The organism is Pseudomonas sp. CGJS7 (assembly GCF_036961695.1).
In genome coordinates, this window is the sequence record NZ_JBAMDI010000102.1 from 1 (window position 1) to 19,767 (window position 19,767).

Annotated in this window: 21 protein-coding genes; 14 read left to right on the plus strand and 7 right to left on the minus strand. The window is 64.5% G+C overall.

Going from position 1 to position 19,767, the window contains the following annotated elements; all coding sequences use genetic code 11:
- The 7 genes from mreD to V7787_RS38995 all read left to right on the plus strand — a co-directional run.
- Positions 1–513 (plus strand): rod shape-determining protein MreD (gene mreD / locus V7787_RS38965; RefSeq protein WP_336092927.1); only part of this gene is annotated, 513 nt, incomplete at its 5' end.
- A gap of 1 nt (position 514) precedes the next feature.
- Complete coding sequence (mrdA, locus tag V7787_RS38970; RefSeq protein ID WP_336092929.1) at positions 515–2,752, plus strand: penicillin-binding protein 2; 2,238 nt, start codon at positions 515–517, stop codon at positions 2,750–2,752.
- Positions 2,749–3,864: a rod shape-determining protein RodA gene (rodA, locus tag V7787_RS38975; protein ID WP_336092931.1), complete on the plus strand. Its 1,116-nt coding sequence runs from the start codon at positions 2,749–2,751 to the stop codon at positions 3,862–3,864. The genes mrdA and rodA overlap by 4 nt, the downstream gene beginning before the upstream one ends.
- 123 nt (positions 3,865–3,987) lie before the next feature.
- Positions 3,988–4,410 carry a hypothetical protein gene (locus tag V7787_RS38980; RefSeq protein ID WP_336092933.1) on the plus strand — a complete coding sequence of 141 codons (423 nt, stop codon included), beginning with the start codon at positions 3,988–3,990 and terminating at the stop codon, positions 4,408–4,410.
- Positions 4,411–4,546: 136 nt separating this feature from the next.
- Positions 4,547–4,969 (plus strand): hypothetical protein, encoded by a 423-nt coding sequence (locus V7787_RS38985; protein ID WP_336092934.1) that lies wholly within the window; start codon positions 4,547–4,549, stop codon positions 4,967–4,969.
- 92 nt (positions 4,970–5,061) lie between these two features.
- The gene (locus tag V7787_RS38990) at positions 5,062–5,493 is read left to right on the plus strand and encodes a hypothetical protein (protein ID WP_336092936.1); all 432 of its coding nucleotides are present in this window, start codon (positions 5,062–5,064) and stop codon (positions 5,491–5,493) included.
- 82 nt (positions 5,494–5,575) lie between these two features.
- On the plus strand, positions 5,576–5,917 hold the full coding sequence (locus V7787_RS38995; RefSeq protein ID WP_336092938.1) for a hypothetical protein: 342 nt from the start codon (positions 5,576–5,578) through the stop codon (positions 5,915–5,917).
- A 40-nt stretch (positions 5,918–5,957) separates the two neighbouring features.
- Here the strand turns inward: V7787_RS38995 and V7787_RS39000 are convergent, their stop codons facing one another.
- Positions 5,958–6,404 carry a hypothetical protein gene (locus V7787_RS39000; protein WP_336092940.1) on the minus strand — a complete coding sequence of 149 codons (447 nt, stop codon included), beginning with the start codon at positions 6,402–6,404 and terminating at the stop codon, positions 5,958–5,960.
- Positions 6,405–7,026: 622 nt separating this feature from the next.
- Between V7787_RS39000 and V7787_RS39005 the strand changes: the two genes are divergently transcribed.
- Both V7787_RS39005 and V7787_RS39010 read left to right on the plus strand, forming a co-directional pair.
- Positions 7,027–7,266 carry a hypothetical protein gene (locus V7787_RS39005; RefSeq protein WP_336092942.1) on the plus strand — a complete coding sequence of 80 codons (240 nt, stop codon included), beginning with the start codon at positions 7,027–7,029 and terminating at the stop codon, positions 7,264–7,266.
- A gap of 28 nt (positions 7,267–7,294) precedes the next feature.
- Positions 7,295–8,767 carry a peptidoglycan-binding domain-containing protein gene (locus tag V7787_RS39010; RefSeq protein ID WP_336092944.1) on the plus strand — a complete coding sequence of 491 codons (1,473 nt, stop codon included), beginning with the start codon at positions 7,295–7,297 and terminating at the stop codon, positions 8,765–8,767.
- 50 nt (positions 8,768–8,817) lie between these two features.
- On the opposite strand, the gene V7787_RS39015 is transcribed toward V7787_RS39010, so the two are convergent.
- From V7787_RS39015 to V7787_RS39025, 3 genes are all read right to left on the minus strand, one after another.
- Positions 8,818–9,261, minus strand: coding sequence for a hypothetical protein (locus tag V7787_RS39015; RefSeq protein ID WP_336092945.1), 444 nt, complete (start codon positions 9,259–9,261; stop codon positions 8,818–8,820).
- 268 nt (positions 9,262–9,529) lie between these two features.
- Positions 9,530–9,871, minus strand: coding sequence for a hypothetical protein (locus tag V7787_RS39020; protein ID WP_336092946.1), 342 nt, complete (start codon positions 9,869–9,871; stop codon positions 9,530–9,532).
- Positions 9,872–9,939: 68 nt separating this feature from the next.
- A complete protein-coding gene (locus tag V7787_RS39025) occupies positions 9,940–11,388 on the minus strand; it encodes a S8 family peptidase (protein ID WP_336092947.1) in 1,449 nt (482 codons plus the stop codon).
- 550 nt (positions 11,389–11,938) lie between these two features.
- Here V7787_RS39025 and V7787_RS39030 point away from each other — a divergent pair.
- The gene (locus V7787_RS39030) at positions 11,939–12,277 is read left to right on the plus strand and encodes a hypothetical protein (RefSeq protein WP_336092948.1); all 339 of its coding nucleotides are present in this window, start codon (positions 11,939–11,941) and stop codon (positions 12,275–12,277) included.
- A gap of 277 nt (positions 12,278–12,554) precedes the next feature.
- On the opposite strand, the gene V7787_RS39035 is transcribed toward V7787_RS39030, so the two are convergent.
- Positions 12,555–13,556 (minus strand): hypothetical protein, encoded by a 1,002-nt coding sequence (locus V7787_RS39035; protein WP_336092949.1) that lies wholly within the window; start codon positions 13,554–13,556, stop codon positions 12,555–12,557.
- A 490-nt stretch (positions 13,557–14,046) separates the two neighbouring features.
- Between V7787_RS39035 and V7787_RS39040 the strand changes: the two genes are divergently transcribed.
- The 3 genes from V7787_RS39040 to V7787_RS39050 all read left to right on the plus strand — a co-directional run bounded on the left by V7787_RS39040 (position 14,047) and on the right by V7787_RS39050 (position 17,306).
- A complete protein-coding gene (locus V7787_RS39040) occupies positions 14,047–15,114 on the plus strand; it encodes a sensor histidine kinase (RefSeq protein ID WP_336092950.1) in 1,068 nt (355 codons plus the stop codon).
- Positions 15,111–15,821, plus strand: coding sequence for a LytR/AlgR family response regulator transcription factor (locus V7787_RS39045; protein WP_336092951.1), 711 nt, complete (start codon positions 15,111–15,113; stop codon positions 15,819–15,821). The genes V7787_RS39040 and V7787_RS39045 overlap by 4 nt, the downstream gene beginning before the upstream one ends.
- 123 nt (positions 15,822–15,944) lie before the next feature.
- Positions 15,945–17,306 carry an acyl-CoA thioesterase/bile acid-CoA:amino acid N-acyltransferase family protein gene (locus V7787_RS39050; RefSeq protein ID WP_336092952.1) on the plus strand — a complete coding sequence of 454 codons (1,362 nt, stop codon included), beginning with the start codon at positions 15,945–15,947 and terminating at the stop codon, positions 17,304–17,306.
- A gap of 74 nt (positions 17,307–17,380) precedes the next feature.
- Here V7787_RS39050 and V7787_RS39055 read toward each other — a convergent pair whose 3' ends face one another.
- Entirely contained in the window at positions 17,381–17,608 is a 228-nt protein-coding gene (locus tag V7787_RS39055; protein ID WP_336092953.1) for a hypothetical protein, read from the minus strand.
- Between the two features lie 65 nt (positions 17,609–17,673).
- Between V7787_RS39055 and V7787_RS39060 the strand changes: the two genes are divergently transcribed.
- Positions 17,674–18,156 (plus strand): VOC family protein, encoded by a 483-nt coding sequence (locus V7787_RS39060; protein ID WP_336092954.1) that lies wholly within the window; start codon positions 17,674–17,676, stop codon positions 18,154–18,156.
- A 65-nt stretch (positions 18,157–18,221) separates the two neighbouring features.
- On the opposite strand, the gene V7787_RS39065 is transcribed toward V7787_RS39060, so the two are convergent.
- Positions 18,222–19,733 (minus strand): S8 family serine peptidase, encoded by a 1,512-nt coding sequence (locus V7787_RS39065; protein WP_336092955.1) that lies wholly within the window; start codon positions 19,731–19,733, stop codon positions 18,222–18,224.
- Positions 19,734–19,767 lie beyond the last annotated feature (34 nt).

Sequence of the window (19,767 nt, forward strand, 5' to 3'; positions counted from 1 at the left end):
CACCCCGCCCACCGCCGAGAACGACCAGTGACCCGCATTCGCCACCAATGGGTGCTGCCGGTCAGTCTGCTCGCCGCGCTGGCGCTGAGCCTGCTGCCGATGCCGCAGGTGCTGCTGCCGCTGCGCCCGTACTGGCTCGGCCTGGTGCTGGCGTATTGGGTGATCGAAGACCCAGACCGCGTCGGCCTGGGCTTCGCCTTCATCGTCGGCTTGTGCGGCGACCTGGTCTCCGACGGCCTGCTCGGCGAACAAGCGCTGCGGCTGGTGGTGATGGCCTTCATCCTGCAACGCTTCCGCGCGCGGCTGCGGTTCTTCCCGCTGTCGCAGCAAGCATTGGCGGTCGGCGGCCTGATGCTCAACGACCGCATCGTCACCGCCGCCGTGCACATGGTGCTGCGCGAGCCTTCGCTGCCGTCGGCCTACTGGCTCTCGCCGCTGACCGGCATGGCGCTGTGGCCGCTGATCTTCCTGCTGCTCGACGGGCTGCGCTTGGGCAGCTGGCGGAAACGCTGACATGGGCCCGCGCCGCCGCCTGCTGCACAGCAAACGGGTGTTGAAGAACACCGCGGCCGAAGCCGACCAATTCCGCTTCCGCGCCGCCATCGCCTTCGCCTGCGTGCTGATCGGCGTGATCGGCCTGGGCCTGTGGTACTTCCGCCTGCAAGTGTGGGAGCACGACGACTACGCGATGCGTTCGGAACAGAACCGGGTCAAACTGCGCCCGGTGGTGCCTGGCCGCGGCCTGATCTACGACCGCCAGGGCCGCATCCTGGCCGACAACGTCCCCGCGTTCCGGATCGAAGTCACCCCCACCGAAGCCGGCGACAGCGAAAAATGGTTGCCGCAGCTGGCCAAGGTGATCGCGCTGACGCCCGAGGACATCGCCCGCTTCGAATCCGAGCGCAAAGCTACCCGCGGCTTCAAACCGATCGTGCTCAAGCTGCGGGTGAGCGACGCCGAAGTCGCCGCGTTCGCGGTCGACCGCTGGCGCTTCCCCGGCGTGGAACTGGTCTCCTACCTCAACCGCCGCTATCCCTACGGCGAACTGTTCGCCCACGTGATCGGCTACGTCGGCCGCATCGACACCAAAGACCAAGAGACGATGGGCCGCAACGGCGTGCTCACCCACACCGGCAAGACCGGCCTGGAGCGCTCCTACGAAGACCAGTTGCGCGGCCAGATCGGTTACGAGCAAATCGAAACCAACGTCGACGGCCGCCCGATCCGCCAGGTCGGCCACGTCCCGGCCAAACCCGGCGCCGACCTGCGCCTGAGCATCGACCTGGACCTGCAACGCGCCATGGTCACCGCCTTCGGCGACATGGACGGCTCGGCGGTGGCGGTGGACCCGCGCACCGGCGAAGTGCTGGGCATGGTCAGCCTGCCCAGCTACGACAGCAACCTGTTCGTCAACGGCATCTCCAGCGCCAACTACAAAGCGCTCAACGACGACCCCTCGCGCCCGCAGTTCAACCGCAACGTCCTCGGCGGCGGCCCGCCGGGTTCGACCATGAAACCGTTCATGGCTCTGGCCGGCCTGGACAGCGGCGCGCGCCGCGCCGAAGACAAAACCCTGTCGACCGGTGAGTTCCACATCGCCGGACAGAAACGCGGCTACCGCGACTCGCATGGCGGCGGCCATGGCTGGGTCGACCTGCGCGAATCCATCGCCCAATCGGTCAACACCTACTACTACAAGCTCGCGCTCGACATGGGCATCGACAAAGTCGATACCTACATGACCCGTTACGGCTTCGGCCAGAAAACCGGCATCGACCTGCTCGGCGAAAACGTCGGCATCCTGCCGTCGCCGGCGTGGAAGGCCAAGCGCAACAAGAAAGAAGGCTGGTACCCGGGCGAAACCGTCATCGCCGGCATCGGCCAGGGCTATTGGGTGGTGACCGCGCTGCAACTCGCGCGCGGCACCGCCGCCATCGCCGACGGCGGCAGGCTGCGGCAACTGCATCTGGTCCGCGAAATCCGCACCGGCTACGAATCGCCGTGGGTGCCCAAGGTGTTGCAGCCGACCACGCTCATCACCGACAACCCCGGCCACCTGCAAGCCGTGCACGAAGGCATGGAATCGACCATCCACGGCGGCCGCGGCACTGCGCGGATCATGGCGCGCGGCGCGCCGTACCGCATGGCCGGCAAGACCGGCACCGCGCAGAAAGTCAGCCGCAAAGGCAACGTCAGCATGAATCCGCATTCGCTGCCGTTCCACCTGCGCCACCAGGCCTTGTTCGTCGGCTACGCGCCCGCCGAAAACCCGACCATCGCCGTGGCGGTGGTGGTGGAACACGGCGGCTACGGCGGCAGCACCGCCGCGCCGATCGCGCGCAAGATCTTCGACGCGTGGCTGCTCGGCAAAATGCCCGAACCCGAACCGGCCAAACCCGGCCAAGGCCCGGCCGTGGCACCGCTGGCCGCCACGCCTAACGCGACGCCTGCCGGCGCCACCGCCGCCACGCCCGAAGCCGCCGCGCAAGACGCCGCGCGTCCCGTGCCGGTGCCGGTCAACGGCGCATGGGCCGCGTCGGTGGCTGCGGTCAACGCACGCGTCGCCGCCCAGCCCGGCCACACCCCGCAAATTCTGCAGCGCCCGGAAATGCGTCGCCCCGCGTGGCCCGGCTACACGCCCGAAGACGACACTCGCGATCCGCCGGCCCGCAACGACGACGCCCTGATCGAACCCGACGTCGACCCCGAACCCGAACAAGACGCCGTCCCCTCGACGGAGCCGCGTCGATGAAAGTGATTCTGCGCTACCTGTGGGACATGAGCCTGCGCTTCACCCGCACGCTCGACCTGATGATGCTCGCCGCCTTGCTCGCGCTGATGGCCATCGGCCTGGCCGTGCTCTACAGCGCCGGCGAACACTCCACCCGCATGGTCTTCGCCCAGGGCTCGCGCTTCGCCGTCGGCCTGGCCGCGATGTGGGGCCTGTCGCGCATGTCGATGCCGCAACTGCGCAACTGGACCCCGGTGATCTACGCCGTCTCGTTGGTCCCGCTGCTGCTGGTGCTGCTGATCGGCACCGGCAAACACGGCCGCCACTGGATCGACCTGAAAGTCTTCTACTTCCAGCCGGCGGAGCTGCTGAAACTCAGCCTGCCGATGATGGTGGCCTGGTACCTCAACCGCCAGCAACTGCCGCCCAAGTTCAGCACCGTGCTGATCGCCGGCGTGCTGATCGGCGTACCGACCGTACTGATCCTGCTGCAACCCGACTTCGGCACCGCGATGCTGGTCGGCATCAGCGGCGCGTTTGCGCTGTACCTGGCCGGGTTGTCGTGGTGGTGGTTCGTCGCCGCGTTCGGCGCTGTGTCCGCGATCGCGCCGGTTGCGTGGTTCTGGTTGCTGCGGCCGTATCAGAAGGATCGGATTTTGACCTTCTTGAACCCGGAGACCGATCCGCTGGGGACTGGGTGGAACATCATTCAGTCGAAGATTGCGATTGGCGCGGGCGGGATGACCGGCAAGGGGTGGCTGCAGGGGTCGCAGTCGCATTTGAACTACCTGCCCGAACACACCACCGACTTCATCTTTGCGGTGCTTAGCGAAGAGTTCGGGTGGGTGGGTGTTGTTACCGTGCTGGCCCTGTACCTGTTCGTTGTTGGGCGGTGCTTGTGGATTGCGGCCGATGCGCGTGATGGCTACTCGCGTTTGATCGCTGGCGCGTTGGGGCTTGCGTTCTTCGTCTACGTCATCGTCAACGGAGGCATGATTTCTGGCCTGCTGCCGGTGGTCGGCGTGCCGATGCCGCTGCTGAGTTACGGCGGCACCTCGGCTGTTTCGTTGCTTGCCGGCTTGGGCGTGGTGATGGCGGTTCGCGCCCACAAACCCGTACACGGCGGCCGCTGACTGCGCCGCCTCGGCCGCTCCCTGTAGGAGCGGCGCGAGCCGCGACCGCGAAGCCGCAACTACGCCGTAACTCGCATCAAAGTTCCGCACAGCCAAAACCTATGCTCCGAATATGGATATCCGATGAGCACAACCCAGCCCGAACCCAACGACGCCCGATCCCAGTGGCCCGCCCGCTCATTGGCAACCCGATTCGCCGTCGCCTTAGTGGCTTTCCTTTCCTTTGGCCCGCTCATGACCGGCCTGGGGCTGCTGTTCGGCTTCTTGCCGAAGCAGTTTCCCGCCATTCAAAACCTGTACGCCGCCGGCGCCATGGCGCAATCGGTGTGGGTTGGCGCGGGAGTACTGGGGATTATGGCGATCGTTGCCTTGTTGCGATCGCCCCGGATTGCGATCGCCATGTGCATGGCGTTCGCTACTGCTCATGTCTTTGGCAGTTTGTGGGCGTGGGGCCAGTTTACCTTCGGTGCTTGGGCTGCGATTGCAGCGGTGCCGCTGTCTATAGTGGCGGGAGTTGTCGAGGCGCGTAGGGCGAACTCGGCGTAAGAAAGGCTTCAGGGTTAGGTGCCGTCACTCGTGACGCCGAAGCAAAACTTCGTCGCGCCCCGGGGCACTGGCAAGTGTCAGCCACGAACCGGCAACAACGCCGTACCTCGATCCATCTTCAGCAAGGAATCACGCCATGGGCTGCGACATAGACCTGTATGCGGAGTGCAGGGACAGCGAAGGCAAGTTCCGAGTCATGCCCGCGCCGAGCACGCTGCAGCAGCGCAACTACTGGCGCTACAGCTTCCTCGCCGGTGCCCGCAACTCGTTCAATATCGTTCCCATCAGCGAACCGCGTGGTCTGCCCGACGACGTCAGCGGCAAGATCGCAGACGAATCCGAGCGCCAGGAAGGCGATGCGCTGATGCATTCCTGGCTGACCCTGGAAGAACTGATTGCGTTCGACTACGACGCGCCACTACGGTTCAAGCAAGGCGGGCGAGGCGAGAACTGCACCGAAGCGACCTACCGAGAGTTTCTGGATGAGCACTTTGTGGAAGACATGCGCGAACTGCAGACACTGGGCGCTGAGCGTATCGTTTTCTGGTTTGTAGGCTGAGCTACCCAAATCCCCTGTAGGAGCGGCGCGAGCCGCGACCGCGAACCCGCAACGACGACGCAACCCCAAACGCCCACTGTAAGGACCCCGCCATGGGCTGCGACATCCACATCTACCTCGAACGCCGCGACGAAACCGGCAGCTACGTAGAAATCCCCGATATGCCCACGAACTACCCGTTGGGCACGCGCATCTACACCCGCTTCGCCTTCTTGGCGGACGTGCGCAACTCCTTCAACATCGTCCCGATCAGTTCGCCGCGCGGCTTGCCGTACGATATCAGCCCAAAGGTTCTCCACGAATCCGAAGGCTGCGAGGGCCTAGACCATGATTATTCGTGGCTGAGCATCGACGAACTCTTGAGCTTCGACTACGACCAACCTTTGCGCTTCCGCGAAGGAGGCCGCGGCCCCGGTTGTACCGCCGCCACCTATCGCGAACTGCTCGACGACGATTTCCTGCCTGAAGTGCGTCAACTCCAAGCCCTGGGCGCTACCCGCTTGGTGTTCTGGTTCGACAACTGATCTGCTGCATTGTCTCGCTCGCCCCTGTAGGAGCGGCGCGAGCCGCCCTCGCGAGCCCACAGCCACGACGCGACCGACACTCATGCTCTATAGCCGCCAAGGCGAGTACCTGACCATCAGCCGCATCACGGGTCCAAGTCATAACCTGCTGCAACTGCGACTCACAGAAGTGCTCGACGCCGAGCCGCAGATCGAGCGCATGCCCGCCATGGGCACCTGCGTACACGGCCGCTTGTCCGACCAAGCCGTACTCGACGCGGTCAAGGCCGGCATCGCCCGGGCAAACGCTGAGTTGGGCACCGCTTACGCCATCGATCGCGTCCGCTTCGTCGACAACGACTGCCCGCCAGAAGGGGTGTATGGAATGCTGGCTGCGCTCGTGATTCGCCGCCTGCATGCGGGCGCCGAATTCGCAGGGAGCTGAACCCGTAATCGAGCGACACGCCCCGCCCAGGAGCCCCGCCTCAGCTGCGCGCTGTGCGTTCCCGCCTTGCACGCCGTTGCGCCGATGGCTTGGCACCATCGATGGCTTCTGCATCCGGTACCTCGCCTTCATGCGAATCCCCAGCCAACTCTCGCGCCAACTCCGGGTGCTCCCGACAAAACCGCGCGTTCGCCGCCAACTCGCCCCAGCGCTGAGAGGATGCTAGTTCGTCGTCCGCTCGCTCGATCAAGCGGCGTTGGTGTTCGGGCTGTAAGGAGTGTTCCAGCGATTCCAATGCGACATCCAGCAGGTCGCGGGCTTCCGCGATTGCGCGATGGTGCAGGTCTATGGCTTTGCCATGAATGTGGTCAATAGCTGCTCTATCGAGCTTCACCAGAGGTATAGCCGCTCCAGGCTGGCCGGGGATGAATTGAAGCAACTGCAGTAACAGATCGGCTGAAATGGATAGTGGCGTTGGGTTCGGCATGGCGGAGTTCCTCGCTTTAAGCGCATCGGCAGGGAACACAACAGTAATAGCCGATCTCGAATATCTGAAAAGGAGATACTCCGAGAGAAGGGTAGGTTAGCCTCCCGGCCATGAGTCGAGCCGATCGATCAGGCGATTGCGGTGATGCCAAGGTGCCCGGTTGCGAGGTCACCCTCGGTGATTTGGACCGCGGAGGATGGACGTTGTCTGTTGTGTGCCCAGATGAGCTATCGATCGAGTAAGGCGAGAGGTCGAAGTTTATGATCCAGGTCAATGCGGATATCACTAAAATTGAGCCTTGTTCTGATTCCGATACTCAGGCAACGTTGTCGATATTGAGGAACAAGTTACGCCCTGGATCTACGGACTTCATTCGAACGATCCTTCGGTCATAAGATGAAGAACAATCCCTTTCCCGCAAGCGGGCAACGACATGCGAACTCAAAGGCTGTTCGGCTTAGCATCCGCGCTCTTGCTAGCGCTACCAGTGTATCCGTTTGCCAAAGAGCGCACGTCGGCAACGTCAAGCTCCGTTAAGACCGCCACAGCCGTAAAAGGTCCGTCCTACCCGACTGCACTTATAGGGCAATGGGAGCCAGGGTCCACCCCTTGCAAGCTTCCGTTGACGTATGACAGCGACGGCGGATTCAAGATCGCAGCACGAATGCTGCAGGGCTACGAGCACTCCGACACACCGAAGAAGGTCCAGATGATCTCTCAGGCGCCGAAGGCATGGCGTATCGAGGCGATTGAGGAATATGGAGAAGACAGGAACGCCGTGGTCGATATCTATGTTCTGAACGGTGACTACTTGACTGTAACCGACGGCGAGCGATCCACGACTTACAACCGCTGCCGTTGATGCGAGGGCAATAGGGGAGGGATACCCAATGAACGATACGGCACGCACGACCTACCGCGTCATCCAGAAAGGCGTGACGGTCAATGAACCCGTAACCGACTTCGATAGTTTGGTTACCCATCACCCAAGTGATAACAGAAATGCCCGCATGGTCGACGGCGTGATCGTTCGCGCTGAGGTCGGCAGGCGGCATGCCTACATCGGCGGCGAGATTCAGGAGGTGGAGTTCGCCAAGCCGGGCAACAGCTACGGATTGAAGCCGGATCAGGTATTGCTCAAGAAGGACTTCATTATCGAGCACCCCGATCACCCGACCATGAGCGACAAGGCAAGGGATGTGCCGGTTCCATCGCCTTTGGCCGGTTACGTCGGACGCGTGGATGCGACTCAGGGTCTGGTAGACATCTACGACAAAAAGGACGGTGATGTCATAGCTCGCGTACGCCACATGAGCGACATCGCGGTATCCGCGGATCAGACGATCGAATACGGACAGTCCCTGGGAACGCAAAGCAATATCAAGACTGGGGCTAAGCACGTCCATCTGGAACTGGACACTCGGTACTACCAGCAGTACGAAAACTACATTGCCGACTTGACCAATGGCCGCCTTCCGTTGGAAGCAGAACATCGGGCAGGGGTGCAGGCGCTTCCGGTGGTAGACGACGGCGTCGTTCGCCTGGGCGAGTCGGGGGAGCGAGTCAAAGACTTGCAGCGGGTAATGGCTGACGAAGGTTATAGAGCTGTCGGCGATCGGCCATTGGATCGGGACGGTGTCTACAGGTTGAGCATGCAGGGCGCATTGCTCGACTTTCAGCGCGATCATGGGCTGCCTCAAACCGGCGACATCGACGACGCCACGCTGCAGATGGCGCCCATGCTGCCGGATCGAGCCAGAGATATGGACCGCCCCGATCACACGGTTCCAGGCCGGTGGCTACCTGCGGATCAATCCACGCCTACGCCCACTGCTCCGGGCCATCCTGATCATCGGGATCACCGTCCGGGATTGGTCGAGCCCTTGCCGCCCGCGCTCAACCAGTCCAGTCGAGAACGCAGCGCCGGTTTGCTGGGGCCCGCCGACCTGGAAATGCTTGAGCAAATTCGTTCTGGTGTTCGCAAGATCGATGAGGGGCTAGGAAAGCCTTACGACGATGCGAGTGAAAAGATCAGTCGCAACTTGTTGGCGGCGTGTCGTGACAACAGCGATGCATATCGGCAGTCAAGCGGTTACTCGTTGTCTGAGAATGCGCTGACTCGTGTAGATCACGTCGTTCTAGGCAAGTCTGGGCAGTTGTTCGCTGTTCAAGGCGACTTGAACGATCCCGCGCACAAGCGGGCATTCGTTTCAGTGGATCAGGCGCTTGCTACACCTGTGGAACAGTCCGATCAGAAGACGCTGGCAGCGAATTTGGCGATCGAGCGGGAGAAGTCCGCCACTGCTTCGCAGGATCTCTTGCGAGACGATAACCTTGCCCAGGCCGCGAAGAAGTCGGTTTAGGAGGTTGGGATCAACGCGATCTTCAATATCCTTGGAAAACATCTCCCTTGTCATGGGGAAAACTCCACGAAAGCCATTGTGCCGCCGCAGGCGGTGGGGATTGGCGCGTCGAGCATGTCCGTCGGCTTGATCTTGGTTTCGCCGCCACCGAAGATCCCGTTGACGCTGAACTCCAATGACCACCCGGTTGATGTATCGAGCACTCCTGTCGGTTTTCCCCTGGGGCTGAGCAATCGATAAGTCGATGGCCAAATCGCGAGTACGGGAAGCTTATGCTTCTTCGTGATGAGGTAAACGCAACCTTGGCGGACTTGTAGCTTGCCTTCCATTTGAGCCGTCAGCGATACCGCGTTGGGATCGGGCTTGAGGCGAACTAGCGTCACTTCTTCTTGCGCGGAGCTTGGGCTCGCGAACGCGGCGGAAGCTGTCAGGGAAAAATACAAAAGAAGGCCGGCGCATAGTCCCGCTTTGAGAAAGATCGAGTGCGAACTCATTTGAACTCTCCAGGACTCGAAAAGCAGCGCTCAGGTAGTCGATGGAGCGGGACTATCAGGCCGCAGTAAATGGCTCGCCAATCCGGCCACTCGTGGAGCGATCTTACTGCGCACTGACGTCCAAGCCACACTGGTAAGCAATAAGGGCCAGACTCACCTGCAAAGTGAGCCTGGCCCTGTTTGGTTTGGTGTCATTCAATGACATCAGCCGTGCCGAGCGCGAATAAAAATCCATCGCTCAAAACGGCTTCCGCAAACCTAGCGACCATCAATTGACGTGGAAGTACGACAAATCCTCAACCCACGACCCACCATAGTTCCCGCAAGCGCCGGTTCCATAAGCAGACGAAATCGTCGAGTTAGCATTCTTCGCCGCGATGGCAGTGGCAAGGATCGCCTTGCCACCCGGAGTCGTGGCATCGAACGACAACGACGCGGTGTAGGCGGGATGGATGCACGCAGCGGGGGCGTCCAACGGTTTGTCGAAGGTGATCATCCCCAGGCCCGAGGAGTCGACGCGGATGACGGTGATCTTGGCGTTGCTGACGGTAGCGGCGGCGGCTTGGAACGACAGGCCGAGGGCGATCAAAACGAGGGCGAGACGCTTCATGGGTTGCTCCTTGTTACGTTCGAGGTAGGTGGCATGGCGCCCATGGCGTATCCATGGGCCGCCGTTGGCTAGTCGTTGAGCAGCAGCAGTTCGAGTACGGGCGCGATGTCGAATGGGCGTGCAGTAGAGACGGCATCGACGGCAGCTTTGGCGTCGACAATGCCGGTGCCGATGGGCTGCGATGGCGTGGACGGGAATGCGCGCGCGGTGCGTTTGATGATGTCTTCGATCTCGGCCGGGCTCTTGGGCGAACTCGCGCGCGCTTGGATCAGCGCGACCACGCCGGCGACATGCGGTGCGGCCATCGAGGTGCCGTTGTAGAAGGCGTAGCTCTCGCCGCCCGGTGCGGTGGTGCCGCTGTTGAGGGTGGACAAGATGCCGGTGCCCGGCGCGGCGACGTCGACCACCTCGCCGTAGTTGGAGGCTTGGCCGTTGTTCCAGATCGATCGCGCGCCGTTGCTGTCGACCGCGCCGACGGTGATGACGTTGGCGCAGTTGGCGGGGGTGAAGCCGCCGGCATTGGCGTTGCCGTTGCCGGCGGCCACGACCACGGTGGTGCCGCGGCTTACTGCGCCGTTGATGGCGTCGGTGTAAACGCCGGGGCAGCTGCCGCTGCCGCCGAGGCTCAGGTTGATGACGCGGGCCGGGTTGGCGTTGGCGGGGACGCCGCCGACGGTGCCGCCGGAGGCCCAGACGATGGCGTCGGCGATGTCGGAAGTGAAGCCGCCGCCGACGCCGAGCACGCGCACGGGCACGATCTTGGCGTTGAACGCGGTGCCGGCCACGCCGTTGCCGTTGTTGGTGACCGCCGCGACGGTGCCGGCGACGTGGGTGCCGTGCCAGCTGGATTGTCCGAAGGTGGAGTCGCCAGGATCGCTGGCGTCGGGGTCGCGGCCGTTGCCGTCGCGGGCGACGCTGAGGTTGCTGATGAAGTCGTAGCCGGGCAGCACGTTGGCGTTGAGGTCGCTGTGGGCGGTGATGCCGGTGTCGAGCACCGCTACGACTTGGCCGGCGCCGGTGGACAGGTCCCAGGCCTGGTCGGCGCGGATGCCGGCGTCGGCGTCGGTGTAGCCCCATTGCTCGGGATAGCGCGGGTCGTTCGGGGTCAGGGTGGGGTACATGCGCGCGTCGAGTTCGACGTATTCGACGGCGGGGTCGGCGGCGATTTGGCGCATCAGCGTTTCGGCGTCGGCGGCGCCGAGCTTGTGGCTGGAGCGGATCACTTCCGCGCCCAGCGCCATGCGTCGGAAGCGTTCGACGCGCAGTTGCCCGCCAGCGAGGTTGGGCAATGCGCGCGCCGCGGAATTCAGCGATTCGGCGATCGCCGTCGCGCTGGATCGCACTGCGCTGTCGCTTCGGTATTTGACGATGAATTGGTCGTAGTAGTCGTCGGCTTGCAAGGCCGACGCGTTCACGCTGCCGGCGCTGGCTGACAGGCTGGCGGTCAACGACAGCGCGAACACTATTGCCGTCGCCATGCCGCGGCGACGTATTTCGCGTGTGGGTGTTCGATCCATTGGAGCTTTCCTTCGTCCAGAGATAAACACGCCCCGTACTGCGGGCACGGCTGGAAGAAAGCGTCAGGATGCGGGGTGCCTGTTCCTTGGCTCTCTCCAGATTTCGGAGTGCACATAATCCATATGCCGCTGCGGCGGATATGCGGGCAGGCGACATCAAGCCGTTGTGAAAGATCGAAGACTTCGCTTCGGTTTACGACGGGATGCACGAAGGCGGTATCGATGCAGTCGCGGATTCGGGCGGCGGCGATGAGGGTTGGCGGGATTCCTGATGTGTTTCGTGGGGTGTCGACGTTCGCCGTCTGGTCCAACAGCGCGGGGCGGAATGATCGGCGCGGAAGTCGCAAAGCGGTCCAAGTGGCGGCTTCGTGTGGGGCCGGCGGCCAGCGCGCCACCCAGCTCAATTGCTGGCCGGAACCGCGTCCCGCCCCCCGCCACTCACCCGCCGATCCGACCGCTCCCGGCCCGATTCCCCCACTCGACATATAAGTCCCGCGACCCCGCCGGGCCGGCGATAGCGTGTGATCGCACCCCCATCGAGGCCACCCCCATGCTGACGTCGACCGATCTTATCCAGGCCCTGCGGCCGGCTTTCGTCGTGTACGCGTTGGCCATGGCCTCGACGGGGGCGGCGTTGGAGTTCGCCTCCGACGGGGCGCGGCAGGCGGCGCGGACGCCGGTGGCGTTGCGTTGGTTGGCGGATGGGGCGTCGGCGGATGCGCGTGCGCGGCGGCCGGTGGCGGCCGTTGCCCAGGGGGCGCGGGTGTTGGGGGCTGAGCTGCGCGAGCATGCCGCGAGTTGTGCCGGGGTGGCGGCTGAGGCGCCGTTGTCGAAGGCGGCTGCGGGTTGCGGCGTGGTTGTTGCCGATGCGTTGGCGGATTTGCGTTAGTGGCGCTGGTGATGGTGTTTCGCTCTCTGCGTAGAAAGCAAAGTCAAAATGGGTTCCGGCTTTCGCCGGAATGACGATTGGGGAGTTTCGCGGTTCCGTTAACGGATTCCAGTCATAACCATGAAGGCAACGCCACCCACCTACCGTCATTCCGGCGAAAGCGGAACCCATTTTGATTTTGCTCTCGTCATCGCGGTGAATCGCGCACGCCGCTCCAGCCAAACATCCCCCTCAACCGAAAAACCGGGCGCCGCCCACCGGCGCCCGGCACCCACCATCAGTTCGGATTAGGCTCCGGCTTCACCACCACACTGCCCCGGTTATCCGGCTGCGTCGGCGCATTGCGATAGTTGTCGCGCCATTCGTTCCACCCATAACCCAAGCGCAAGCCTTCATCGGTGACGTACCCGTAACCCCAGCCAGTTCCGCTGAATCGGTTGTCGACCACCGACATCGCGCGGCCGTAATCGTTGCCCCAGCGCGCTTCCAAGATGAGTTGATAGCCGCCGCCTTCGAACAGATTGCCTTCGATATGCACCTGGTCGATATCGGCCGCGGTCTGCAGAAACAGCGCCCCGGTGTCGTTGCCGGCGGAAATATCCAGGCGGTTATTGCGGAACCCCATCCGCCGCAACGGATTCACGCCGGTGCTGAAGTCGCGCACGGTGGCGGCGGAGTTGTGCGAGGCGTTGGAACCGCTGCCGTAAGAGCGCAGCTTGTGGACGTAGTTGCCTTCGGCGAGCGCGTCGAGCTGGGCGCCGGTGTTGTAGAAGCAGATGCCGCTGCCCATGCTGTGGATGTAGTTGCGCTGCAGGATGCCGACGCCGATGAAGGCGCAGGATTTGGCGATGCGCTGGGCGGTGATCAGCGCGCCGGAGATTTCCGAATCGCGGATGATCACCCGGCCCTTGGCCGGCGGGCATTGGTTGTTGACGCAGGCGCCGTAGTCGGTGGTGGTGATCAGGTGGGTGCCGCTGCTGATCGATTTGGGGCGGATGCACGAACGTTCGATAGTGATGTCGCCCGCGGACAGGTCCAGCGGCTTGTCGATCCGCACTTCGCTCAGCACCGAGCCCGGCGCGGGCTTGGACGCACCGGTGTAGAGCGGCAGGTTGTCGCAACGCAGGCCGACGGCGGTCAGGCCGGTGTTGGTGGGAGTGAGTTGCCAACCGCGCAGCGGTGTTTGCGCGGCGGCGGTGCCGGCGAGGGTCAGGCCGAGGGCGCAGCCCAGCAGGGCGCGCGCGGCGTGGTTGAAACGCGTGTTCGTCGCTTGATTCATAGGATGCCTTCGAGGTGTTTATTACCGAAAAGCCGCGTGAGCGGTCGGGTGCAGCGGTGTCGTTATGAGTGCGCGGCGACAGGTCGGGCGTGGCGCGGACACGGTTCAACCGGTCCGGTGGCTGCGCTGCGTCCCGTTGCAGCGCAGCCATCATCGGAGTTCGCAACGGCCGCACCTCGCCGCGCATCACGCTTTTACATTCGAAAGCGTATTGCGGCGCACAACGGCTGCGCGGAGGGAAAAGATCAGGACAGTGGCTGACCTGATAAGCGTATGGGCGCGACGATTCTGTTGCTGCGATAAGGCAGGCTAGGGGTCGTATCGGCATATGATCCCGGCCGGTTTGAGGGCCGCGGCTGCTTTCATTTGTCACTGTTGCGTCCGCGGCGGCCGGGGTAGGTTAGGGAGGCCGCCGTATCGGAAATTTCGATTCGCGATGACGACTGTTCCCGGTCTTACGAATGAATCCGCGCCGGTGTCGGCGTGGCCGATGCGCGCGTCGTCTTCGCGCCGCATCGCGCTGGCGTATCTGGGCGCGTGGTCGCTGCTGGGCCTGGCGTATCTGTCCGCGTTTCCGGCGTATCCCGGCGCCACCCTCGGCGGCCATCTCGCCGATGCGGCGACCAATGTCGCGCCCGGTGCGCTGTTGGGCGTGGCGGTGATCGCGGCGGCGCACCGGATCGCCTGGATGCGGCCGTCGCCGGGATGGTTCGTGGCGATACAGGCCGGGTTCGCGCTGGCGTATTCGGCGGCGTGGATGGTGGCGATGGCGGCGGTGGTGACAGCGCGTGGGTTGGATGTCGCCGGGTATTCGACCTTGATCCTGGGCTCGGGTCCGAACCGTTGGCAGGCGATTCAAGGCATCGTGGTGTATCTGGTGATCGCCGGGCTCGCCTACGCGTATCGCGGCGACCGGCATTCGCGCGAGCAGGCCTCGCGCGCCGACCGCGCCGAGATGCTGCGCAGCCGCGCTGAGTTGGCGGCGCTGCGCGCGCAGCTCAATCCGCACTTCATCTTCAATACCTTGCATTCGGTGCATGCGTTGGTTCGCCGCGATCCGGACGCCGCACAGACCGCGGTGGAGCGATTGGGCGATCTGCTGCGTTACGCGTTGGCGGCCAAGACCGGCGCGCACGACGATGTGCGGCTGTCGCAGGAGTGGGCCTTCGTGCTGACGTATCTGGAACTGGAGAGCCTGCGTCTGGGCGAACGATTGCGGGTGGACGCGAAGATCGCGCCCGAAGCCGAGGCCGCCGTCATTCCCGCCTTCACCTTGCAGCCCTTGGTCGAGAACGCGATCAAGCACGCGATAGCGCCGTCGGTCGCGGGCGGAACGGTGAGGATACGGGCCGGCGTCGAAGGCGATCGGCTGCGTCTGAGTGTGGAGGACGACGGCAGCGGCGGGGCCGTGGTCGATTCCACCGGCGTGGGTCTGTCGCTGGTGCGCAGGCGCTTGGCCGAGCGTTATGCCGGCGACGCCCGTTTGGATGCGCAAGCGCGCGCGGTCGGGTTCGCGGTGCGGGCCGATTTACCTTTGGTACGGAGCGACAGGCCATGACCGCGACGGCTTTGCGCACGCTGATTTGCGAGGACGAATCGTTGGCCCGACAGTCGCTGATCGAACTGGTCGAGGCCGATGCGCGGCTGGAACTGGTCGGCGCCGCCGCCTCGGGCGATGAGGCGCTCAAGTTGATCGATCAGCTGAAGCCAGAGTTGGCGTTGATGGACATCCGCATGCCGGGCCGCAGCGGTATCGATGCGTTGTCCGCGTCGACGCACGCGCCGGCGGTGATCTTCACCACCGCCGATCCGACCCGCGCGACCGATGCCTTCGAGCTGGGCGCTTACGACTATCTGCTGAAGCCGTTCGGGCAAGCGCGGTTTACCGCCGCGATCGACCGCTTGCTGGCGCGTCTGGGCCCGGTGGCGTCGCAAGCGCCGCTCAAGCGCCTGTTCGTGCGTCATCGCGACGCCATCGTCCCGGTGCGCATCGCCGATGTCAGCCGCCTTGAGGCGCAGGACGACTACGTGTTGCTGCACGCGCCGGGCGGCCCGTACTGGTGCTCGCTGACCTTGTCGGCGCTGGAGGCGCGGCTCGATCCGGAGCGGTTCGTGCGCGTCAGCCGCTCGCATATCGTCAATCTGGACCGGGTCGCGCGCTTGATCGCGCACGATGCGCGGCGCCTGGCGGTGGTGATGGCCGACGGCGTGGAGATCGTCGCCAGCCGCGAAAGTTCGCAGCGTCTGCGCGCGGCGATCGCCTGACCGACGCGCCGTTCGCCGGCTGGGCCGCCCGTCGGCCGGCCCGATTGCCGCGTACACCGATTGCTTCCCACGGATCCGCGCTCAGCGGACTAGCGTCGCCGGCACTCCACCGAGGACCGGCCCATGCTATCGCCCATCGATGTCTTCACCGCCCTGGCTCCCGCCTTCGTCGTCAGCGCGCTCGCCACGCCCGTGCCGGCGAGGGCGCAGCAGTTCGAACAAGGTTCGTTGCAACGCGTACTGGAAGGCGAGGCGGTCGCGCTGAGCCTGAGCGGCCTGGCGCCCGGTGCGCTGGTCGAGGTGCGTGCGGAGCGGTCGCTGCAAGCGCCGCAAACCGAGCAGCATTCGCGCGCGGTGTTCCGCGCCGACAGCGCGGGGCGGGTGGACATCGGCGCGCAGGCGCCGCTGTCGGGCAGTTACAGCGGCGTCGACGCCAGCGGCTTGTTCTGGTCGATGACGCCGATGCTGCGCTACGCGGCGGGTCCGAAGGCCAACGAGTTCCGCTTCACGGCCTTCGTGCAGTCGCGGCAAGTGGCGCAAACCATAGTGGTGCAGCTCGACCGAAATCCCGATGTGGTGGTGGAGCCGGTCGATGCGTTCGCCGGCGCCATCGTCGCGCGTCCGCCGAAAGCGGGGCGGTATCCGACGTTGATCGTGCTCGGCGGCGCCGAGGGCGACGATTCGACGGCGCGCCACATCGCACCGCGGCTGGCTTCGGAAGGCTATGTGGTGCTCGGTCTGCCTTACTATTCGCCGAAATTCTCGGCTTCGAGCCAAGCGCGGTTTCCTGGGTTGCCGTCGCGTTTCATCGATATCCCGGTGGATCGCCTGGAGCGGGTCTGGACGTGGTTGAAGGCGTATCCCTACGTGGACCCGCGGCGGATCGGTTTGTACGGCGTGTCCAAGGGCGCGGAATTCTCGTTGATCGCCGCGTCCAATTACCCGTGGATCAAGGCGGTGGCGGCGATCGTGCCCAGCGATGTGGTGCGCGGCGGTTGGGGCTATGGCGATGCGACCGACGGTATCGCGCACTCCTCGTTCTCGTTGAACGGCAAGCCGTTGCCGTTCACGCCTTATGTCGGTTTCCGCGATGAGTTGATCAAGATATCGAAAGGCCTCGTTCCCGATTTCCGAACTGCCTCCGACGCCGGACGCTGGGCGAATCCGCAGCGGGCCGCGGCTTCGCGCATTCCGGTGGAACGTTACAGCGGACCTTTGCTCGTGGTCGGCGGCATGAGCGATGCGGTGTGGGCGTCGGGAATCGCGGCGCAGAACATCGCCGAGACGCGCGCGGCGGCCGGTCTGCCGACGACGGCGTTGATCTTCAAGGATGTCGGCCATGGGCTTTCCGGCAATGGCTGGAAACCGGATGTCGAAGGCTTCGGCGGTTTGCCGCCGGCCAACGCCCGCGCGCAGGCGCAGGCGTGGGCGGCGACCTTGCGGTTCTTGCGGCAGTCGCTCAAGCCGGAGCAAGTGCTGCATTGACTCGCCCGCCGCACGCGGCACTGTGGATGCACGAATGCCTGCGCAGACCAGCGTCCGCGCAGGCATCCGAATCCTCAGCAACTGACGGTGAACGAACCGATGTAGTCCGGCGTGACCGTGCCTTGGATGCTGATCTGGCCGGTGCACTGGTTGTGCACCGCTCTGCCGACCTGCACGCCGTTCTGGTAATACGTGCGGACTTCGCCGGGCGCCGGCAGGTAATTGGGTTTGGCCGACAGCGAAGCGCTGGCCAGCACTGTCAACATCAGCGCCATCGTCAGACTGAGCTTGATGCGGTTCATCCTTGTCTCCTGAATGCGCGTCGGCCGATTGCCGACAAGGCGAGGGTGGTGGCTCGGCGTTGCAAATGCATGGCGCGGCGCACCACGCGATGAACGGCGATGCGTTGAAAAGCGCAGCGAACGGCGGCAGAGTCCGCGTTATCGGCAAACTATCGGCCATTCAAGAAGGTGACTCCATGGAACTGGGCGCGTTCTCCGTCAGCCTCGCAGTCAAAGACATCGCGGCCTCCAAGGCGTTCTACGAGAAGCTCGGCTTCGCCGCATTCGGCGGCGATCAATCGCAGGGCTGGTTGATCCTGAAGAACGGATCGACCGTGATCGGCCTGTTCCAAGGCATGTTCGACAAGAACATCCTGACCTTCAATCCGGGTTGGGACCAAAGCGCGCAGCCCTTGGCGGAGTTCGCCGACGTGCGCGAGGTGCAGAAGTCGCTGGATGCGCAGGGCGTCGCCCTCGACGCGCGCGCGGACCCGCAGAGCAAGGGGCCGGCGCATATCCTGCTGACCGACCCCGACGGCAACACGATCATGTTGGATCAGCACGTCTAGCCGAATGCGCACCGATGGGAGCGCGGCTAGGCGCGCTCCCATCGGTCGATTCAACCGCCGCGCATTCAACGCATGGCGTTGATCCGCGCGATCGCCGCGCGCAGATTCGGCAACGGGCCGATATTGCCGCCGCTGCCGGCCTGCGGCGTACCGGTGCTGACCAGCAAGTCGCGCATCTGCCGCGGCGTCAGGGTGATGCCGCGTTGCTTGGCCACGCCCGACAACGACACCACCGCCGCGGCGACGATCGGCGAGGCGCTCGACGTACCGGAGAAGGTCTTGGTGTAGTACGCGTTGGTGCCGCCGTTGTAGAGATTGCCGTAACCGGTGGTGGTCACGCAGCGGCCCCAGGCTTGCACGTTCACCCGCCTGCCGTAGGTGGAGAACGATTGCCTGGCGCGTTCGGCGGTGCTGTCGCTGCACCAGGTGGTGGAGCGCGGGCCGCCGGCGCCGACGATGATCGAGCCCGAATCGGCGCGTCCGCGCGGGAAGGTGGCGCCGAAGCAGGCGGTGTTGTCGAGGTTCTGATTGCCGTTGCCGCCGGCCTGGACCACGTGGATGCCCTTGTTCACCGCCACCACGATGGCGTCGTAGATCGACGGCACCCATTCCACCGGCACATAGCCGTTGCAGTTGCTGGGGCCGGAGGTCTGCTGCTCGATCAGGATCACATCGCCCGCGCGCAAGGCGTTGGCGGCGGTGAGCACGGCGTTGGCCGGGTCGTAGCCGTTGGTGTTCATGGCGTTGGTGAAATGCGCGGTGGCGCCGGTGACCAGGCCGGTGACGCCGATCCCGTTGTTGTCGGCGATCAACTGCCCCATCACCGCGGTGCCGTGGTTGTTGTCGGTGAACGGATCTTTCGGGGTGCCGTTGTTGATCGCCGCGCCGGGCGCGCGCAACTTGGACAGGTCTTCGTGATTGGTGTTCCAGCTGTATTCGATATCGAGCACGCGCACGCCGGCGCCGTTGCCGCCGGGGACGGTGCGGGCGTATTCGGCGTCGATGCCGTTGTTGGCGGCGGGCAGTTTGTAGTACTGGTAGTCGTGATAAGCCGGCGAGGCCGGCGCGCGCACCGGCAGCGGCGCGGGATAGGCGATCTCGACGATGCCCATGGCGTTGAGTTCGTCGATCGCGCGGGCGATGTCCTGGCCCGGGCGCACGCGCATGCGATACCACTGCGACAGGTCCGGCTGCGCTTGCGCGGAAGCCTTCTGCGCGCTCTGAGTGGCGGCCAAAGTCGCGGTTTCTTCGGCGCGGAACAACGGCTCCACCGTCGCGATCGGGCCGTTGCCGCTGGTCAGGCTTTGCAGCGCCAGCAGCGGGCCGAACTTGGCCGAGGCCAGCGCGCCGCCGCTCATGCGCACTTGGCTGTCCTGAGCGAATTTGACCTCGATGAATTCGCGCGAGTCGTAGCGGCCGAGGGTGGTCTTGACCGGCTTCTGCGAGATCGCCTGCTGAGCATCGGAGGGCGAGGAAGGGGCCGCCATCGCGGCGGGCAGCGCGGCGAGCGCCAGGCAGGGCAGCACGGCGCGGAACAGGCGCGACAGCGCCGGGACGTGCGGAGGAACGGTGCGCATACGGAGATCCTGGGAAGAAGAGCCTGAGATGGAG

What these genes read in the sequence shown, in the direction of transcription:
- V7787_RS39035 (WP_336092949.1), bottom strand. Translation starts at nt 13,556, where the DNA reads ATGAATCAAGCGACGAACACGCGTTTCAACCACGCCGCGCGCGCCCTG.
- V7787_RS39055 (WP_336092953.1), bottom strand. Translation starts at nt 17,608, where the DNA reads ATGAACCGCATCAAGCTCAGTCTGACGATGGCGCTGATGTTGACAGTG.
- V7787_RS39030 (WP_336092948.1), top strand. Translation starts at nt 11,939, where the DNA reads ATGCTGACGTCGACCGATCTTATCCAGGCCCTGCGGCCGGCTTTCGTC.
- V7787_RS39060 (WP_336092954.1), top strand. Translation starts at nt 17,674, where the DNA reads ATGCATGGCGCGGCGCACCACGCGATGAACGGCGATGCGTTGAAAAGC.
- V7787_RS38980 (WP_336092933.1), top strand. Translation starts at nt 3,988, where the DNA reads ATGAGCACAACCCAGCCCGAACCCAACGACGCCCGATCCCAGTGGCCC.
- V7787_RS39020 (WP_336092946.1), bottom strand. Translation starts at nt 9,871, where the DNA reads ATGAAGCGTCTCGCCCTCGTTTTGATCGCCCTCGGCCTGTCGTTCCAA.
- V7787_RS39010 (WP_336092944.1), top strand. Translation starts at nt 7,295, where the DNA reads ATGAACGATACGGCACGCACGACCTACCGCGTCATCCAGAAAGGCGTG.
- mrdA (WP_336092929.1), top strand. Translation starts at nt 515, where the DNA reads ATGGGCCCGCGCCGCCGCCTGCTGCACAGCAAACGGGTGTTGAAGAAC.
- V7787_RS39040 (WP_336092950.1), top strand. Translation starts at nt 14,047, where the DNA reads ATGCGCGCGTCGTCTTCGCGCCGCATCGCGCTGGCGTATCTGGGCGCG.
- V7787_RS39015 (WP_336092945.1), bottom strand. Translation starts at nt 9,261, where the DNA reads ATGAGTTCGCACTCGATCTTTCTCAAAGCGGGACTATGCGCCGGCCTT.
- rodA (WP_336092931.1), top strand. Translation starts at nt 2,749, where the DNA reads ATGAAAGTGATTCTGCGCTACCTGTGGGACATGAGCCTGCGCTTCACC.
- V7787_RS38985 (WP_336092934.1), top strand. Translation starts at nt 4,547, where the DNA reads ATGGGCTGCGACATAGACCTGTATGCGGAGTGCAGGGACAGCGAAGGC.
- V7787_RS39065 (WP_336092955.1), bottom strand. Translation starts at nt 19,733, where the DNA reads ATGCGCACCGTTCCTCCGCACGTCCCGGCGCTGTCGCGCCTGTTCCGC.
- V7787_RS38990 (WP_336092936.1), top strand. Translation starts at nt 5,062, where the DNA reads ATGGGCTGCGACATCCACATCTACCTCGAACGCCGCGACGAAACCGGC.
- V7787_RS38995 (WP_336092938.1), top strand. Translation starts at nt 5,576, where the DNA reads ATGCTCTATAGCCGCCAAGGCGAGTACCTGACCATCAGCCGCATCACG.
- V7787_RS39050 (WP_336092952.1), top strand. Translation starts at nt 15,945, where the DNA reads ATGCTATCGCCCATCGATGTCTTCACCGCCCTGGCTCCCGCCTTCGTC.
- V7787_RS39000 (WP_336092940.1), bottom strand. Translation starts at nt 6,404, where the DNA reads ATGCCGAACCCAACGCCACTATCCATTTCAGCCGATCTGTTACTGCAG.
- V7787_RS39045 (WP_336092951.1), top strand. Translation starts at nt 15,111, where the DNA reads ATGACCGCGACGGCTTTGCGCACGCTGATTTGCGAGGACGAATCGTTG.
- V7787_RS39025 (WP_336092947.1), bottom strand. Translation starts at nt 11,388, where the DNA reads ATGGATCGAACACCCACACGCGAAATACGTCGCCGCGGCATGGCGACG.